Consider the following 16,296-nt stretch of genomic DNA (forward strand, 5'->3'; position numbering starts at 1 on the left):
TGAATTCCTCCCGGCGGTGCCGGGGATGGCGGCCGCCGCTAGACGGTCAGGCATTTGTACAGCAGCCGGTAAGGCCCGACGCCTGCCGCGACGGTGATTCGGGCGAGCAGGAACGGGTCGTCGTCCGGCGATACCCCTCCTCGCCGTGTGGTTGTGGCATTGCCATAACCGGCCCGCTCGACCAGATCGCGCACCTGCCGGTTGACGTTGCCGTAGGGATAGCAAAACGATGCGACGCGCGTGTTGCAAATGTCTTCGAGACGGCGCTTGGCATCGACGATCTGCTGCGCAGCGGCTTGCGCGCACACGTCTGGCAGCGAGACGTGATCCACCGTGTGCGAACCCACCTCGTGGCCGTGGCGCATCCACGTGAGCAGCTCGTCCCGGTACATCAGGCGCGCCCGTTGGGTGGGCAGATGGGCGTCCCAGTCGTTCTCGCCGCCCAGACGTCCCGCGACGAAGTAGCACGTCGCGGTGAAGCCGAGTTCGTCCAGCACCGGCATCGCATTCGTCAGCACATTGCTGTAGCCGTCGTCGAAGGTAATGCCGAAGACGCGACGCGGGAGGGCGTGATGTTCGCCGCTCCGCTGACCCGTTAGGTAAGGCTGTAGGTCGCGCATGCTCAGCCCCTGAAAACCCAATCGCTTGAGCAAGCGCATCTGGCGGGCGAACGTCGCGGGGTCGACGCTGAGACCGCGTAGCGGATCGGTGGCGTCCGGCAATGGCCGGATATGGTGGTACATCAGGATGGGATAGCGCACGACACGACCTCACGCCAATTGCTTCGACGCGATGAGATGCACCGACAAGGCGTCCATGTACACGCCATGCGTCGCCGCGACGAAACTCTCGAAGCAGAATTCCGAACGGGCTTTCATCGCGGCCATGTGGCCCATGAGACGCACACGTCCCGGGTCCGCGACGATCTCGCGAAGCACCTGCGCGATGGCGCTGGCATTGCGCGGCGGCACGATCCAGCCGTCCACGCCGTTCGAGACGTTCTCGGGCAAGCCGCCCACCTTCGACACGAGCATTGGGCACCCCATCGCCATGGCTTCTCGGCAGGCGTAGGACAGGCTCTCGTGATGGGAGAGCACGAACGACACGTCGGTCACGGCCAACAGGTCTTGCACGCTGTCGAGTGTGCCGGTGAAGACAATCTGTTCGTCGAGACCGCAGCGCGACACCATGGCACGTTGTGCATCGCTCGGCGCGGTGCCCGCTAGCCAGACACGGAATCGGCTGCGCAGATCCGGCGGCAACAACATCAGCGCGGCGATCAAGTCGGCCCAGCCCTTCGATGCTCCAGTGCCCGCCGCGCTGCCGAGCACGATGGCATCGGCTGAATTCATGCCGAGCAATGCGGTTCTGCGCGTACGAATCGCGTCCCAGTTCAAGGCTTCTTGCCCGACAGCGCGAACACCATGCTTAATGACGACGACGTTTCGGTACGCCGATTTTTGTTCGAGCATTTCGCGCACGTAGTCGCTGACGGCAATCGTCAGACTTGTGCCGAACTTCGCGCGAAACCAATTGCCCAGCGAGTTGGCTGCGTAGGTGTTGTGTTTGGTGAAGATGACTTCCGGACGATTGGGCAAGCCAGCGATCGCCAACATGACCTGCCGATGATCCGCCGAGCCGTTCACGTGGACGATGTCGAAGCGCCCCGTTTCGATTAGCGTTCGCAGCTTGAGCGTCTCGCGCAAGAAGTTATGCCAGCGCAGTTTGAAATGAATCTCGACCGTCTCGACACCGGACGCATGCTTGAGTTTTTCCGACAAGTGACTGCCGGGCGGGGACGCGACCGTGACCTGATGGCCCCGGCTCATCGCCACGGCAAGGTCGCGGATATAGGTGTCCTGGCCGCCGCCGCAGCCGACGTGAAAGTTGGTGTAGAGAATCTTCATCGGGATGGGGGGCTGATAACACTGCGAGAGGAAGGCTTCGCAAAATGTTACGTATCCCGATGCTCAGATAGTGTGGAGTCCTGACGAGAAATATTTCGATTTGTCGCCGCACACGCGACGCTTAACTTTCACAGCATTACCGCGGCGCTTTGTCCGCTCAATCGCAACTGAATCGGAAGCCGTCATTCAGTTCGCGCGGCAACACGAGCGTGCGTAAGTTCGCTTTTTTTGCCGCCGCACACAGGGCTTGCCGCCCCGCTTCGGTGCGATAACTCGCGCGATATTCGGCGTTGAAGACAGGCTTATGTTTGGCGGTGAAAGCGACGTACCACCCGCATTCGTTCTCCTCGTGGCACGCCTCGTTCACCGCAAAATCGAAGAACGGTTCGAGCGCCGCCAACTGATCGGTGTCGTTCTTCAATCCGATTGCAAGGCTGCGCGCATGAGCCTCTTCGGCGAGAAATCGGTTGAAGTCGAGCTGGTCTTGCGCGCTGAGCGCAAAGCCGGTGTCGTTGGTGTAGCCGTCTACGTTGTCAGGCTCGACACCGTCGCAACCTTTCACCGCTGCATGATCGAGCCGATCTTTCATGATCCGGCGGACGTTGGCGGAGCGCACATCGAGCCAGTTTTCGCCCGCCCAGCCACGCATCGCCTTGCCCTTCTCCGCAGACTTGAACTGCCCGAAGTCGGCACGCCAATTCTCCGAGCTACCTGCGGAGAAGTAGCAAACGACCTTGCGCCTGGCACGCTTGAGTTGCGCGATCGTCGCGGCGTCGGTATCGAACAGATCGATATCGTAGACATTGACGTTGTAGGCCGTGTTGATCTTGCCCCGCAGTTGCCACTGCCATGTGTCGGTGACCGAGGGCTGCCATCGCACTGCGCCGCCCTCGCCCGCCCAGATGGCGGCCTCATTAGAGGCAAAGATCGGCACACCGTGGGTGGTCGACATCTCGAGCGCGCACGCTTGCAGCGATATCGCAGTCAGTATCGCTGCCCAAATACCCACCGCAGCGCGCACGCCGGTCGTTGCCATCTTCGTTCTCCCAAATCGTCGACGCCGAGGTTATGACGGCCCCTCGCGCAAGACAATCGACGCCACGTGGGCTTTTGTCGCGTTTTGTCGTCAGGCGTCGCGCTTCGTGAGGCCGTTTGCACTTCCCCGCAAGTTGCGTATAATTGAGCGCGCACTCACTCTATTTAACGGTATTGCCATGGCTCGCCCGCTCAGCCCCGAGAAACGTAACGCCCTGCTTCAGTCGGCAACGCTGGCTGTGGCGGAGCACGGCGTGATGGCGACGACCTCGGCGATCGCCAAGGGCGCAGGGGTGGCGGAAGGCACCTTGTTCACCTACTTCGAGAGTAAGGAAACGCTGTTTCGCGAGTTGTACCTGCACCTCAAGCAGCAGTTGGCGCAAGCCCTGATGCCGGACTATCCGCACAAGGGTGGCTACGAGCAGCGCATGGCGCACGTGTTCGATCGGTTTGTCAGTTGGGGACTGGCCAACGCTGCCGGACGGCATGCCATGGCGCGCCTTTCCACGTCGGGACTGCTTTCGGAGACGACCCGGATGCAAGGCATGGAACCGTTTCTCGCTGTCGCCCAGATGCTGGAAGACGGGGTCCGGGACGGCGTGCTGGTCGAGGCGCCGATTTCGTTTCTCGCCTCGGTCTTCGAGCAAATTGCCGATGCCACCATCGACCATGTGAATCAGCAACCCGACGCGCACATCCGGTTCCGGCAGTTGGGGTTCCATATGGTGTGGCGCGGCATTACGGCGTAAGGCGGTTAGCTTCGAGGTTTCGTTTAAGGCAAGGGCGATTCAACGCGTTTCGTTGCCCAATTTTTTGCCTATTAATTGAGTGCGTACGCACGCATTTATATCCACCGGTGAAGCCGGTGTTAATCCGCAGTAGATCTTCAAAGGATGACTATCATGTCCAAAGTTTGGTTGATTACCGGCGCTGCACGAGGTCTGGGGCGTTCGATTGTCGAGGCCGCGCTTCAGCAGGGCCACAAGGTGCTGGCGACGGCGCGCGGTGAAGCGCAACTCGCAGCGTTGCAGACCGATTTCCAAGCCTACGGGGAGCAGCTCGCGACGTTTCCCCTCGACGTCACCGACAGCGCGCAAGCCAGCCGTGCCGTGGATGAAGCGGTGCGCCGGTTCGGAAGCCTCGACGTACTCGTCAACAACGCCGGTTACGGGCATATCGAGCCGTTCGAATACACCGCAGAAGCGGATTTCCGGGCGCAGATCGAGACGAATTTCTTTGGTGTCGTGAACCTCACGCGCGCCGCCATTCCCGCCATGCGTCGTCAAGGCAGTGGGCATATTTTTCAGGTGTCGTCGGTCGGTGGCCGGGTCAGTAATCCGGGGCTCGCCGCGTATCAAGCCGCGAAGTGGGCAGTGGGTGGATTCAGTGATGTGGTGGGTAAGGAAGTCGCCCCGTTCGGCATTCGTATTTGCACGCTGGAACCCGGCGGGATGCGAACCGGCTGGGGTCATGAAGCACGCGAGACGTTGAAGGATCTGCCTGCCGACTACGCACCTTCGATGGGCGAATTCAAGACGTTGATCGACGCTTACATCGGACACGAAGTCGGCGACCCGCAACGTATTGCGGCGTTGGTTGCCCAGCTCGCTACACGCTCGGATTTGCCCGCACGTTTGGTCTTAGGGTCCGATGCGTGGCAAATCCTGCAAGCGCAGGAGCAAGCGCGTCACGACGCCATGCAACAATGGAAACCCGTCACGTTGGCTGCCGATTTCAATGCCGCAGCCCCCGAGTGGCCTACGGAGTAACGTCATGCGAATTGTCCTGTTTGGCGCGAGCGGCATGGTCGGTCAAGGCGCGTTACTCGCCTGCCTGAAGGCACCGGACGTCACCGAAATTGTCGTGGTCGGCCGACAGGCGTTGAAGGGCTACGACGATCCACGCGTCCGGGTTGTCGTGGCTCCCGACTTGAAGACCTTCGATGCATCGGATGACGTGTTCGCCAACATCGATGCGTGTTTCTTTTGCATCGGGGTGACGTCGTTCGGGATGTCGGAGCCGGACTATCGTGCGGTGACGTACGACCTGACGCTGCACGTCGCGCAGCAATTACTGGCCCGCAGTCCGGGCATGGCGATGGTGTACGTGTCAGGCGCCGGGGCAGACAGCAGCGAGCGCGGCAAGACGATGTGGGCGCGTGTGCGAGGGCAAACGGAAAACGCCTTGCAACGCCTGCCCTTCGGTCGCGTTGCCATCTTCCGCCCGGCCGCCATCGTTCCTGAAGACGGTATTCAGTCGCGCACGACCAGCTACCGTTGGTTGTATTTGTTGCTGGGGCCGGTGCTCGCACTGGTGCGGAGCATCTCGCCGTCCAGCGTGCTGACGACCCGTGTGGTTGGCGGCGCCATGCTGAATGTCGTGCGCCGAGGCGCGCCGTCTGCGATTCTCGCGCCAGCGGATATCTACCGGTTGTCGCTCGCGCAGCCTTGAAGTTAAGACTTCTACCACTAACACTCACGCACGCCTGAAACAAAAAACCCCGAGGGTCTGAGACCTTCGGGGTTTTGTTCAAGCGTGACGCTTGGCGACGCTTTAGAACGGAATATCGTCGTCCATGTCGTCGAAGCCGCCCGACTGCTTGGCCGGGGCTTGCTGCTGACGGCCACCGCCACCACCACCGCGCGAGTAACCGCCGCCACCACCGCCGCCGCCTTCATCGCCGCCGCCGCGCGAATAGCCACCGCCACCGCCGCCACCACCGCCCTCGCCACCACGGCCACCCAGCATTTGCATCTGGTCAGCCACGATGTCCGTGCTGTAACGGTCCGTGCCGTCTTGCGCTTGGTACTTGCGCGTGCGGATCTTGCCTTCGATGTACACCGACGAGCCCTTCTTCAGGTACTCATTGACGATTTCCGCGAGACGGCCGAAGAACGACACACGATGCCATTCGGTCATCTCCTTGAATTCGCCAGACTGCTTGTCCTTATAGCGGTCGGTCGTTGCAAGACGAATGTTCGCTACCGCATCGCCGCTCGGCAGATAGCGCACTTCGGGATCGGCGCCCAGATTGCCGACCAGGATGACTTTGTTGACTGATGCCATGAAACTTTCTCCGGTATTGCTGAAATCCGTTCAGGATTGACGAGGCGCTGGTGCCTTCATCGGTGCGGCGATTATAAGCCACAGGAAAGCACCCGCTGCACAAGTCAGGAAGATTGCGTTCTGACCGTAGTGGGTCATCAGATAACCCCCTAGTGCGCCACCACAGAACAAACCCAGCGCCTGCGTCGTATTGTAGACGCCCACCGCCGCGCCCTTACGCTGCCCCGGCGCCAGTTTCGACACCAGCGACGGTTGCGACGCTTCCAGCACATTGAAGCCGAGGAAATACACGAACAGCACGATCGCAATCACCGCCACCGTCGGCGGCAAACCGCCCAGTGCCAACTGCGCAATCGCCACCAGCGCGATCGCCGAGAGCAGCACCACCTTCATCTTGCCGCGCTTTTCCGCCGCAATGATCGCGGGCACCATCGCGACGAACGACAACCCCATCACCGGCAGATAAATTTCCCAGTGCTGTGCCACCGGCAAACCGGCCGCCACCAACATGCGCGGCATCGCCACAAACAATGCCGTTTGGGTCGCGTGCAACACGAAAACGCCGAAATTGAGACGCAGCAACTCCGGGTTGTGCAGCACCTCGGAGAACGGGGCCGGACCGGCTTTGGCGTGCACTGGCGGTGTCGGCACCACCCACAGCACCACGAAGATCGCCACGACAGCCAGAATGCCGATGGCCGAGAACAGGCCGCTCATGCCCAGCCAGTGATAAAGGAACGGCGCACACACGATGGCCACGGCAAACGAGATACCGATGCTGCCGCCAATCATCGCCATCGCTTTCGTCCGGTTGGCGTCGCTCGTCAGGTCGGCCACACAGGCCATCACGGCCGACGAGATCGCCCCGGCGCCCTGAATCGCGCGTCCGACGATGATCCACGTCAGGTCGTGCGCCAGCGCCGCGATCAGCGAACCGATAGCGAAGATGATCAGGCCGAAAATAATGACGGGCTTGCGGCCGAGCCGATCGGACGCCCAGCCGTACGGGATATACAGCAACGACTGCGTCAGGCCGTAGATGCCAATGGCCAGCCCGACGAGAAAGGTGTTGTTGCCGCCGGGAATCGTCTGCGCAAACACAGAGAACACCGGCATGATCAGGAACAGGCCAAGCATGCGCAGCGCGAAGATGCTCGCTAGCGAAGCGCTCGCGCGCACTTCTAGCGGCGTCATACGGCCACCACGGCCGCTGGTCGTGGCAGGGGATGCGGAAGTCACGGAATCGGTAGACATTACGTCCTGAGAGATGAAAAAGCTCGTCCAGCCTCGGATTGATCTGATTGAGTGCCTGCTTTGCGCCTGATCGCCGCACCGCGAAACCGCCTGTGCACGGCCTTCTCGGAGGCCATTTGCCCGCTCTCGGACGGAATCTTGCGCTGCCATGGGGCCAGCCTCTGGAAATCGGGCCGTTCGTCCCCATCTGTCCCCACGTTGGCAACCCGCCTGCGCCATGCGCTCGGTAGGTTCTGCCCCAGAAATCAAACTTAGGTATATTAGCAGGTTTAGCCGCCCGGATTTCCCCCCTGCGGTCCGCCCGACCGCTCCCGCCGCCTGCTGTGCCGATGCCCGGATTCACCGTGCCGGCGCGGCCCGACGACCCGGGAAACCAGGGCACTTGGGGGCCGGAACCCGCTCCCGCGACAATTCGCCGCGCGGGTTCATCGGCGACGACTCCGGAACCGTCATGGAAACCATTCGTATTCGTGGGGCTCGCACCCACAACCTCAAGAACGTCAATCTCGACCTGCCCCGTCATCAGCTTGTGGTGATCACCGGCCTGTCCGGTTCGGGTAAGTCGTCGCTCGCCTTCGATACGCTCTACGCCGAAGGTCAGCGCCGCTATGTCGAGAGCCTGTCGGCCTACGCCAGGCAGTTCCTGCAATTGATGGAAAAACCGGACGTCGATCTGATCGAGGGCCTCTCGCCCGCGATTTCCATCGAACAGAAGGCCACGTCGCACAACCCGCGCTCGACCGTCGGCACGGTCACGGAGATTCACGACTACCTGCGTCTGCTGTACGCCCGCGTGGGTACGCCCTACTGCCCCGATCACGGTCTGCCGCTCGAATCGCAAAACGTGTCGCAAATGGTCGACGCCGTGCTCGCGCTGCCCGAAGACACCAAGCTGATGATCCTCGCGCCGATCGTGGTCGATCGCAAAGGCGAGCATGCCGACTTGTTCGAATCGATGCAGGCACAGGGTTTCGTACGTTTTCGCATTCGTTCGGGCGGCGGCGCAGCCAACGAAGGCACCGCTCGCGTCTATGACATCGAGGCGCTGCCTAAGCTCAAGAAAACGGAGAAGCACTCGGTCGACGTGGTAATCGACCGCGTCAAGGTGCGCCCGGATCTCAAGCAGCGTCTTGCCGAATCGTTCGAGACGGCACTGCGCCTGGCCGACGGCCGCGCGATTGCCGTGGAGATGGATACCGACAAGGAACACGTCTTCAGCTCGAAGTTCGCGTGCCCCGTCTGCTCGTATTCGCTGCAAGAGCTCGAGCCGCGGCTGTTCTCGTTCAACAATCCGATGGGTGCGTGCCCGACCTGCGACGGTCTGGGTCAGATGACGTTCTTCGATCCGAAGCGCGTCGTCGGTTTCCCGGCACTGTCGCTCGCCTCGGGTGCCATCAAGGGCTGGGATCGACGCAATCAGTTCTACTTCCAGATGCTGCAAAGCCTCGCCGCGTTCTACGACTTCGACGTGGACACGCCGTTCGAGGAATTGCCGGAAGACACGCAGAAGATCGTGCTGTACGGCTCGGGCGAGCAGACGATTCCGTTCACGTATGTGAACGAGAAGGGCCGCACGTCGGTGCGCGAGCACGAGTTCGAAGGCATCATCCCGAACCTCGAGCGCCGCTATCGCGAGACCGATTCGGTCGCGGTGCGCGAAGAGCTCGCCAAGTACCAGAACAACCGCGCCTGCCCCGATTGCGAAGGCAGCCGCCTGCGCCGCGAAGCACGCTTCGTCAAAGTGGGCGAAGGCCCACAGGCACGAGCGATATATGAAATCGGCAACTTGCCGCTGCGCGAGACGCTCGGTTATTTCCACGAGCTCGTGCTGCATGGCTCGAAGCGCGAGATCGCCGACAAGATCGTGAAGGAAATCGTCGCGCGGCTGTCGTTCCTGAATAACGTCGGGCTGGACTATCTCTCGTTGGAGCGCAGCGCCGACACGCTCTCGGGCGGCGAGGCGCAGCGTATCCGGCTCGCGTCGCAAATCGGCTCGGGTCTCACGGGCGTGATGTATGTGCTCGACGAGCCGTCCATCGGCTTGCATCAACGCGACAACGATCGTCTGATCGGCACGCTCAAGCATCTGCGCGACCTCGGCAACTCGGTGATCGTGGTCGAACACGACGAGGACATGATTCTCGCGAGCGACTACGTCGTCGACATGGGGCTGGGTGCCGGTGTTCACGGCGGTACGGTGATCGCGCAAGGCAGCCCCGCGCAGATCGAGAATTCCCCCGAATCGCTGACTGGGCAATACCTGTCGGGCGCACGTCGCATCGAAGTGCCGCACGAGCGCCGCGCGCCGGGTGAAGATCGACTGCGCATCATCGATGCCACTGGCAACAACCTCAAGCATGTGAGTCTCGACCTGCCGGTCGGTTTGCTCACCTGCGTGACGGGGGTGTCCGGCTCGGGCAAGTCGACGCTGATCAACGACACGCTGTATCACGCCGTCGCGCGGCATCTTTACGGCTCTCAGGCAGAACCTGCGCCGTACGAGCAGATCGAGGGGCTAGAGCACTTCGACAAGGTCATCAACGTCGATCAATCGCCCATTGGCCGCACGCCGCGTTCGAACCCGGCGACCTACACGGGTCTGTTCACGCCGATTCGCGAGCTCTTCGCGGGCGTGCCTGCCGCCAAGGAACGTGGCTACGATCCGGGGCGCTTCTCGTTTAACGTGAAGGGCGGGCGTTGCGAAGCCTGTCAGGGCGACGGCGTCATCAAGGTGGAGATGCACTTTCTGCCCGACGTGTACGTGCCCTGCGACGTTTGCCATGGCAAGCGCTACAACCGCGAAACGCTCGAAGTGCAATACAAAGGGCGCAATATCTCGGAAGTGCTGGACATGACGGTCGAACAGGCGCATGAGTTCTTCAAGCCGGTGCCGGTCGTTGCCCGCAAGCTCAAGACGCTGCTCGACGTGGGCCTCGGTTACATTCGGCTGGGTCAGTCGGCCACCACGCTCTCGGGCGGCGAGGCGCAGCGCGTGAAGCTCTCGCTTGAGCTCTCGAAGCGCGATACGGGCCGAACGTTGTATATCCTGGACGAACCGACGACGGGGCTGCATTTCCACGATATCGAGTTGTTGCTCACGGTCATTCATCGTCTGCGCGATCAGGGCAACACGGTCGTCATCATCGAGCACAACCTCGACGTGATCAAAACGGCGGATTGGGTGATCGATCTGGGGCCGGAAGGCGGTGCAGGCGGCGGGCAGATCATCGCGCAGGGCACGCCGGAAGATGTGGCGGCGAGCAAAGCCAGCTTTACCGGCAAATATCTTGCGCCGCTGCTTAAGCGCGGCGCATGAGTGTTCGCAAGTGCAAATAAGAGCAAACTGAGCGCTAGGTCTTAGACAAGGATGTAACGCATGGAACCGCGTTCTGGCTGGAATCCGGATCGAGCCTTTTGGGTCGAACTGGCAAGCTATCTCTTCGCCGCAGTCGCACTGTGGTTGATTCTGAGCATTCACCTGCTCTCGGCCGTGCTCGCGGGCATGATTGTCTTTCAGCTCGTGCACGTGCTCGGGCCGCGTCTGCAACTGCGCATTTCGAGCGAGCGGGCGCGGCTGGTGGCGGTCGCTTTGCTCTCGGCGATCATCGTTGCGCTGATGACGGCGTTGATTTTCGGCATCGTGGCGTTCTTTCGCAGCGACGCCGGTCATCTGCAACATATCAACGGCCGCATGATGGAAGCGGTGGAGTCGGCGCGCACGCAACTGCCGTCGTGGATCACCGATCGGCTGCCCGCCGATAGCGACGATATCCATCAGGCCGTGACCGGCTTCCTGAAAGACCACACGCAGGAAATGTCGCTGGTTGGCAAGGAAGCGCTCAATGCGATGGTGCATATCGTCGTGGGGCTGGTGCTGGGCGCGCTTGTGGCGCTCTCGACGATTCGTCCGGTTCAGCACATGCAGCCGCTCGCCGCCGCGCTCTCGCGGCGTGTGACGCGCTTCGGCGACGCGTTCCGCCGCATCGTTTTCGCGCAACTCAAGATCTCGGCAATTAACACGGTGTTCACGGCGATCTTTTTGCTCGCGGTGCTGCCGCTGTTCGACATTCACGTGCCGCTGCGCAAGACGATGATCGTGGTGACGTTCGTGGTCGGCTTGCTGCCGGTGGTGGGCAACCTCATCTCGAACACGTTTATCGTGGTGCTTAGCCTGTCGGTGTCGCTGTACGTGGCGATCGCGTCGCTGGTGTTCCTGATCGTCATCCACAAGCTCGAATACTTCCTCAATGCCCGCATCGTCGGCACGCAAATCCAATCGCGCGCGTGGGAGCTGCTACTCGCCATGATCGTGATGGAAGCCGCCTTCGGCCTGCCCGGACTCGTCGCCGCACCGATCTACTACGGTTATCTCAAGAGCGAATTGGCGGAGAAGCAGCTGGTGTGAGCCCGCATTTCGGGAAAGCTGCACGGCATGGTTTTATGGCCATCTTCCGAAAGTGCTGGTGGCTGTGCCGCTATTCCAACGAGCAGACAATTCACGTGAAATCGCCGTAAGCGCCTGAAAAATAAAACATTGCGCAACGACGCCACCCGAGAATTTCACGCGGCGGCATCTATCGCGATGTCACCGCCGTCCATGTTCCTCATTGCACTGCCCCTAGAATCTTTCGGGCCGATTGTTGAAACGGTCGGCATTCAAAGATGACGTCGGGAGAGGGACATGGCAGATCAGTACCCGGTGGAGGTGCAACCGGACTTCCTTGAAAAGATCACGCGAGCTAAGCCAATTCAAGCGCTCGCCGAATTGCTGTGGAACGCCCTCGATGCAGATGCTTCCCGCGTGGACGTTTCATTCGAGTACAACGAACTCGAAACGTTGAGTGCCATTGTCGTCGCAGATGACGGTCATGGCATTCCACGCGCGGCAGCACCAACCTACTTTCGACGCCTTGGTGGATCGTGGAAAAAACCGGGTGCGCAAACCGCCTCCGGCCGGTTTCTGCATGGCCAAGAAGGGCGTGGACGGTTCAAGGCGTTTGCCATCGGCGTCACTGCGCAATGGGCCGTCGTCTACGAGCGCGATTCAACGTTGTGGTCGTACAGCATCCGTATGACGTCGAACGACATTCGCCATGTGCATATCAGTGACGAGGTCGACGTTACCGGGAATGCGAAGCCCGGTGTCACGCTCACCATCGGCGAGCCACTCAAGGATTACCGAACGTTCACGTCGGAAGACGGGCGCCAGGCACTCACGGAAATCTTCGCGCTCTACCTTGCGGATTATGAAGACCGTGCTTCCATCGTCCTCGACGGACGGTCCATCGACCCCGGCACTGCGATTGCCAGTCGCCAGACATTTAATCTCTCTGATATCAGGTCTGATGGCACTCACCATTGGGCGCGGCTGCATGTCGTGGAATGGAAGAATGCTGGAAACCGCGCGCTCTATCTCTGTAACGATCAACGATTTCCGCTGACGCAAGTCGACCGCCGCTTTCATATCGGTCCTTTTCAATTTTCGGGGTATCTGTGCTCACCGCATCTGAGCCTTATGCAGAACAACGGCACGATCGAATTAGCGGAAATGCAACCGCCCATCGTCGCCGCGATTGACGAGGCACAACAGACGATCAAGGACTATTTCCGCACGCGCGCAGCGGAGGAAGCTCGCACGGTCGTGGAAGAATGGAAAGACCAGCAGGTTTATCCCTTCGCCGGGGATGCGATGACGCCGGTCGAACAAGTCGAGCGACAAGTCTTCGATATCGTTGCCGTCAACGTCGCCCGGCACCTTCCCGACTTTGGTACCACGCACTCGAAGAACAAGGCGTTTCAACTTCGTATGCTGCGCCAAGCCATCGAACAAAGCCCCGATGAACTGCAAGTCATCCTCGATGAGGTGTTGCGCTTGCCCAAGCGCCAACGCGATGAGCTGGCCCAGCTACTCCGCGACACCTCGCTCTCGTCGGTTATCGGCGCCGCCAAGATCGTCTCCGATCGGTTGAAATTCCTGACGGGCCTTGAGGCCGTGTTGTTCGACGCAGCTCCCAAACAGCGACTGAAAGAGCGTTCGCAACTGCACAGGATCATCGCGCAGAACTGCTGGCTTTTCGGTGAAGAATTTAATCTTGCGGTCGATGATGAATCACTCACTCAGGTACTGATCGCTCACAAGAAAATGCTCGATCCCGACGTCATCATCGACGCACCGGTGAAGCACATTTCTCAAACGCGCGGCATCGTCGACTTGATGCTTTCCAAGGCGACGAAGCAACACCGCGCGAATCAACTGACGCATCTCGTCGTCGAGCTGAAAGCGCCAAAAATCTCCATCGCCGCACCAGAAGTCATGCAGATCGAAAGCTACGCCTTCTCCGTCATGCATGACCCGAGGTTCAAGCAGGTCGGTACGACGTGGGTGTTTTGGGTGATCAGTGACGATCTGGCGACTTACACAGAGCATCGCGTCCAAGATGCCGCTGGCTTGATTCACGCAAAAGACAACCTGTCGATCTACGCCAAGACGTGGGCACAAGTGCTCGACGAAAATCGAGCGAGGCTGAAGTTCTTTCAAGACAAGCTAGAGATTCAGGTCGACAAAGCATCGTCACTCAAATACTTGCAAGAACGCTACGCACCCTTTCTCGAAGGTGTCTTTGAGGAGGACGCTGACACAGAGGCCGACAACATGGCATCCGATGCCGCGGCAGCCTGAACCTCTCACCCCTTATCGCTCACGCGTGGATTTCAAGAGGTAACACACGAAATTTGACATTTTGTTACCCGGTGACATAATGTCAAATCATGAAATCCACCAAACTCTCCGGTACGGCCAAGCGCGACGAGAACGCCTTGTTGTTGCGTGAAGGCCGCAAGATCGTCGAGGCGCTCGGCCAGACGTTCGCGCCGCTCGTCGAGGTCGTGCTGCACGATCTGACCGATCCCGATCACGCGATTGTCGCCATCGCCAACAATTTGTCAGGTCGTCAGCCAGGCGATGCCGTGACCGAGATGGGGCTCGCACGCATCGCCGACCCCGCCTTTCCGGAAGTCATCGCCAATTACGCCAACCGGTTTCCCGACGGGCGTCCGGCCAAAAGCACCTCCATCGGCTTGAAGAACAGCGGCGGCGAGTATGTCGCGGCCATCTGCCTGAATATGGACATCTCGATGCTCGCAGCGGCCGCCGCCAGCGTGCAGCAACTCGTGAGTATTCAGACCACCTCGCCTACACCAGTGCGCGAGACGCTCGCCACGCGCCGCCTCGACGATATCGGCCCGCTCATCACCGACTTCGCCGCGCAACGCAATACCACGCCGCAAGGGCTCACGCTGACGCAGCGACGCGAAGCCATCCAGATGATCGAAGCGCGCGGGCTGCTCGACCTGCGTCATGCCCACGCAGAAGTTGCACGTGCGCTGGGCGTGGCCCGCTCCACCGTCTACACCTACCTCTCCGACCCGAAAGGCACATCATGACTGCTCCCCAATTGGCGATCACGTACGGCGATGTCGCGGCCGCGCACGATCGGATTCGTGAAGCCGCCCACCGCACGCCGGTGCTGACCTCGCGCACCGCCGACGCACTGACCGGCGCACAACTGTTCTTCAAGGCAGAGAACTTCCAACGCATGGGCGCGTTCAAGTTCCGCGGTGCCTACAACGCGATTTCGCAGTTCACCGCAGAGCAAAAGCGCGGCGGCGTGCTGGCCTTTTCCTCCGGCAACCACGCGCAGGCGATTGCCCTTGCTGCGCGCGAGCTTGGCGTTGCTGCGGTCATTCTGATGCCGCAAGATGCGCCGCAAATGAAGATCGACGCCACGCGCGGCTATGGCGCGGAAGTGGTGCTCTTCGACCGCTACAAGGAAGACCGCGAAGCGCTGGCCACGCGCCTGGCTACCGAGCGCGGCATGACGCTGATTCCCCCGTACGATCACCCGCACGTGATGGCCGGTCAGGGCACGGCAGCCAAAGAGCTGATCGAAGACGCCGGCGAACTGGATATCCTCGTCGTTTGCCTCGGTGGCGGCGGCCTGCTCTCGGGTTGCGCTGTCGCGGCACGCGCACTCAATCCGAACATCGCCATCTACGGCGTGGAACCGGAAGCTGGCAACGACGGGCAGCAGAGTTTTCGCAGCGGCAGCATCGTGCACATCGATACGCCGCGCACGATTGCCGACGGCGCGCAAACGCAGCACCTCGGCAACTTCACGTTCCCGGTCATTCGCTCGCTCGTCGACGACATCCTGACCGTGACCGACGACGAACTCGTGCAGACGATGAAATTCTTCGCGAGCCGCATGAAGATCGTGGTCGAGCCGACCGGGTGTCTGGCCGCTGCCGCCGTGCTGCAAGGCAAGCTCGATGTGAAGGGCAAACGCGTCGGCGTCATCCTGTCAGGCGGCAATGTCGATCTGGCCCGTTTCGCAAAACTGACCCTGGGGGAAGCCGTATGAGCGCTCAAGAACGCGGTATCGAAGAAGTGAACGTCCCGACGCTGCAACCGCCGCGCGGTCACTATTCACATGGCGTTTGCGCCAACGGATTTGTGTTTGTCTCGGGTCAATTGCCGATCACGCCTGAAGGCGAACGCCTCGTCGGTGCGCCGTTTGCCGTGCAGGCCAAACAAGCCTTGGATAACGTCGCCGCTATTCTGACGGCGTGCGGCACGCGTATCGAACGGCTGGTGCAAGTGCGCGTGTACATCACGAATGTCGACGATTGGGGGCCGTTCAACGAGGTGTACACCGAGTGGGCCGGTAACGCGAAGCCTGCGCGCGCTGTCGTGCCGGTGCCGGCACTCAGTCACGGCGTGGCCGTTGAAATCGAAGCGACCGCGCTGGCGGGGTAATCTGCCTGCCGATGCAGGGCGCGTCGATGGCCACATCGACACGCCCATGCCGCGAATTCGCAGCGGTCTGTGCTGCATTCAGGAAGCGCTCATTGCGGAAGTCACTGAATGTTGCATCTAATGCAGACCGGTGAGAGCACCGCGCAGTTACACTGCCCGTGACTCTCACCGATTTGCAAAGTACATGACGACACCTGGCCTTCCGCCCACCTCTGCTTC

At 60.8% G+C, this 16,296-nt stretch carries 14 protein-coding genes; 9 read left to right on the forward strand and 5 right to left on the reverse strand.

Annotated features, from left to right (window positions below; genetic code table 11):
• Positions 1–38: 38 nt before the first annotated feature.
• The 3 genes from ACPWR9_RS01985 to ACPWR9_RS01995 all read right to left on the reverse strand — a co-directional run bounded on the left by ACPWR9_RS01985 (position 39) and on the right by ACPWR9_RS01995 (position 2,943).
• Positions 39–743: a polysaccharide deacetylase family protein gene (locus tag ACPWR9_RS01985; RefSeq protein WP_426312862.1), complete on the reverse strand. Its 705-nt coding sequence runs from the start codon at positions 741–743 to the stop codon at positions 39–41.
• A 27-nt stretch (positions 744–770) separates the two neighbouring features.
• Positions 771–1,907: a glycosyltransferase family 4 protein gene (locus tag ACPWR9_RS01990; protein WP_426312674.1), complete on the reverse strand. Its 1,137-nt coding sequence runs from the start codon at positions 1,905–1,907 to the stop codon at positions 771–773.
• Positions 1,908–2,064: 157 nt separating this feature from the next.
• Positions 2,065–2,943, reverse strand: a complete 879-nt coding sequence (locus ACPWR9_RS01995) for an endo alpha-1,4 polygalactosaminidase (protein WP_426312677.1) — start codon at positions 2,941–2,943, stop codon at positions 2,065–2,067.
• A 178-nt stretch (positions 2,944–3,121) separates the two neighbouring features.
• On the opposite strand from ACPWR9_RS01995, the gene ACPWR9_RS02000 reads away from it, so the two are divergent.
• The 3 genes from ACPWR9_RS02000 (at position 3,122) to ACPWR9_RS02010 (ending at position 5,393) form a co-directional block, all read left to right on the forward strand.
• On the forward strand, positions 3,122–3,691 hold the full coding sequence (locus ACPWR9_RS02000) for a TetR/AcrR family transcriptional regulator (RefSeq protein WP_426312679.1): 570 nt from the start codon (positions 3,122–3,124) through the stop codon (positions 3,689–3,691).
• A gap of 153 nt (positions 3,692–3,844) precedes the next feature.
• A complete protein-coding gene (locus ACPWR9_RS02005; RefSeq protein ID WP_426312682.1) occupies positions 3,845–4,711 on the forward strand; it encodes an SDR family NAD(P)-dependent oxidoreductase in 867 nt (288 codons plus the stop codon).
• A 4-nt stretch (positions 4,712–4,715) separates the two neighbouring features.
• Positions 4,716–5,393: a semialdehyde dehydrogenase gene (locus tag ACPWR9_RS02010; RefSeq protein ID WP_426312684.1), complete on the forward strand. Its 678-nt coding sequence runs from the start codon at positions 4,716–4,718 to the stop codon at positions 5,391–5,393.
• A 102-nt stretch (positions 5,394–5,495) separates the two neighbouring features.
• On the opposite strand, the gene ACPWR9_RS02015 is transcribed toward ACPWR9_RS02010, so the two are convergent.
• Both ACPWR9_RS02015 and ACPWR9_RS02020 read right to left on the reverse strand, forming a co-directional pair.
• A complete protein-coding gene (locus ACPWR9_RS02015) occupies positions 5,496–6,008 on the reverse strand; it encodes a single-stranded DNA-binding protein (protein ID WP_426312685.1) in 513 nt (170 codons plus the stop codon).
• 30 nt (positions 6,009–6,038) lie between these two features.
• Positions 6,039–7,202: an MFS transporter gene (locus tag ACPWR9_RS02020; RefSeq protein WP_426312864.1), complete on the reverse strand. Its 1,164-nt coding sequence runs from the start codon at positions 7,200–7,202 to the stop codon at positions 6,039–6,041.
• Between the two features lie 511 nt (positions 7,203–7,713).
• On the opposite strand from ACPWR9_RS02020, the gene uvrA reads away from it, so the two are divergent.
• From uvrA to ACPWR9_RS02050, 6 genes are all read left to right on the forward strand, one after another.
• Positions 7,714–10,578 (forward strand): excinuclease ABC subunit UvrA, encoded by a 2,865-nt coding sequence (gene uvrA / locus ACPWR9_RS02025; RefSeq protein WP_426312688.1) that lies wholly within the window; start codon positions 7,714–7,716, stop codon positions 10,576–10,578.
• 60 nt (positions 10,579–10,638) lie between these two features.
• Complete coding sequence (locus tag ACPWR9_RS02030; RefSeq protein ID WP_426312689.1) at positions 10,639–11,667, forward strand: AI-2E family transporter; 1,029 nt, start codon at positions 10,639–10,641, stop codon at positions 11,665–11,667.
• Between the two features lie 276 nt (positions 11,668–11,943).
• Positions 11,944–13,941, forward strand: a complete 1,998-nt coding sequence (locus ACPWR9_RS02035) for an ATP-binding protein (protein ID WP_426312690.1) — start codon at positions 11,944–11,946, stop codon at positions 13,939–13,941.
• 89 nt (positions 13,942–14,030) lie between these two features.
• Entirely contained in the window at positions 14,031–14,705 is a 675-nt protein-coding gene (locus ACPWR9_RS02040) for a helix-turn-helix transcriptional regulator (RefSeq protein ID WP_426312692.1), read from the forward strand.
• Entirely contained in the window at positions 14,702–15,682 is a 981-nt protein-coding gene (locus tag ACPWR9_RS02045; RefSeq protein ID WP_426312694.1) for a threo-3-hydroxy-L-aspartate ammonia-lyase, read from the forward strand. Before ACPWR9_RS02040 ends, ACPWR9_RS02045 begins: the two co-directional genes overlap by 4 nt.
• Positions 15,679–16,077 carry a RidA family protein gene (locus tag ACPWR9_RS02050; RefSeq protein ID WP_426312695.1) on the forward strand — a complete coding sequence of 133 codons (399 nt, stop codon included), beginning with the start codon at positions 15,679–15,681 and terminating at the stop codon, positions 16,075–16,077. The genes ACPWR9_RS02045 and ACPWR9_RS02050 overlap by 4 nt, the downstream gene beginning before the upstream one ends.
• The last annotated feature ends 219 nt before the right edge of the window (positions 16,078–16,296 follow it).

This window comes from Pandoraea pneumonica (genome assembly GCF_049918595.1).
GTDB lineage: Bacteria > Pseudomonadota > Gammaproteobacteria > Burkholderiales > Burkholderiaceae > Pandoraea > Pandoraea pneumonica_A.

What these genes read in the sequence shown, in the direction of transcription:
- ACPWR9_RS01985 (WP_426312862.1), bottom strand. Translation starts at nt 743, where the DNA reads ATGTACCACCATATCCGGCCATTGCCGGACGCCACCGATCCGCTACGC.
- ACPWR9_RS01990 (WP_426312674.1), bottom strand. Translation starts at nt 1,907, where the DNA reads ATGAAGATTCTCTACACCAACTTTCACGTCGGCTGCGGCGGCGGCCAG.
- ACPWR9_RS01995 (WP_426312677.1), bottom strand. Translation starts at nt 2,943, where the DNA reads ATGGCAACGACCGGCGTGCGCGCTGCGGTGGGTATTTGGGCAGCGATA.
- ACPWR9_RS02000 (WP_426312679.1), top strand. Translation starts at nt 3,122, where the DNA reads ATGGCTCGCCCGCTCAGCCCCGAGAAACGTAACGCCCTGCTTCAGTCG.
- ACPWR9_RS02005 (WP_426312682.1), top strand. Translation starts at nt 3,845, where the DNA reads ATGTCCAAAGTTTGGTTGATTACCGGCGCTGCACGAGGTCTGGGGCGT.
- ACPWR9_RS02010 (WP_426312684.1), top strand. Translation starts at nt 4,716, where the DNA reads ATGCGAATTGTCCTGTTTGGCGCGAGCGGCATGGTCGGTCAAGGCGCG.
- ACPWR9_RS02015 (WP_426312685.1), bottom strand. Translation starts at nt 6,008, where the DNA reads ATGGCATCAGTCAACAAAGTCATCCTGGTCGGCAATCTGGGCGCCGAT.
- ACPWR9_RS02020 (WP_426312864.1), bottom strand. Translation starts at nt 7,202, where the DNA reads ATGACGCCGCTAGAAGTGCGCGCGAGCGCTTCGCTAGCGAGCATCTTC.
- uvrA (WP_426312688.1), top strand. Translation starts at nt 7,714, where the DNA reads ATGGAAACCATTCGTATTCGTGGGGCTCGCACCCACAACCTCAAGAAC.
- ACPWR9_RS02030 (WP_426312689.1), top strand. Translation starts at nt 10,639, where the DNA reads ATGGAACCGCGTTCTGGCTGGAATCCGGATCGAGCCTTTTGGGTCGAA.
- ACPWR9_RS02035 (WP_426312690.1), top strand. Translation starts at nt 11,944, where the DNA reads ATGGCAGATCAGTACCCGGTGGAGGTGCAACCGGACTTCCTTGAAAAG.
- ACPWR9_RS02040 (WP_426312692.1), top strand. Translation starts at nt 14,031, where the DNA reads ATGAAATCCACCAAACTCTCCGGTACGGCCAAGCGCGACGAGAACGCC.
- ACPWR9_RS02045 (WP_426312694.1), top strand. Translation starts at nt 14,702, where the DNA reads ATGACTGCTCCCCAATTGGCGATCACGTACGGCGATGTCGCGGCCGCG.
- ACPWR9_RS02050 (WP_426312695.1), top strand. Translation starts at nt 15,679, where the DNA reads ATGAGCGCTCAAGAACGCGGTATCGAAGAAGTGAACGTCCCGACGCTG.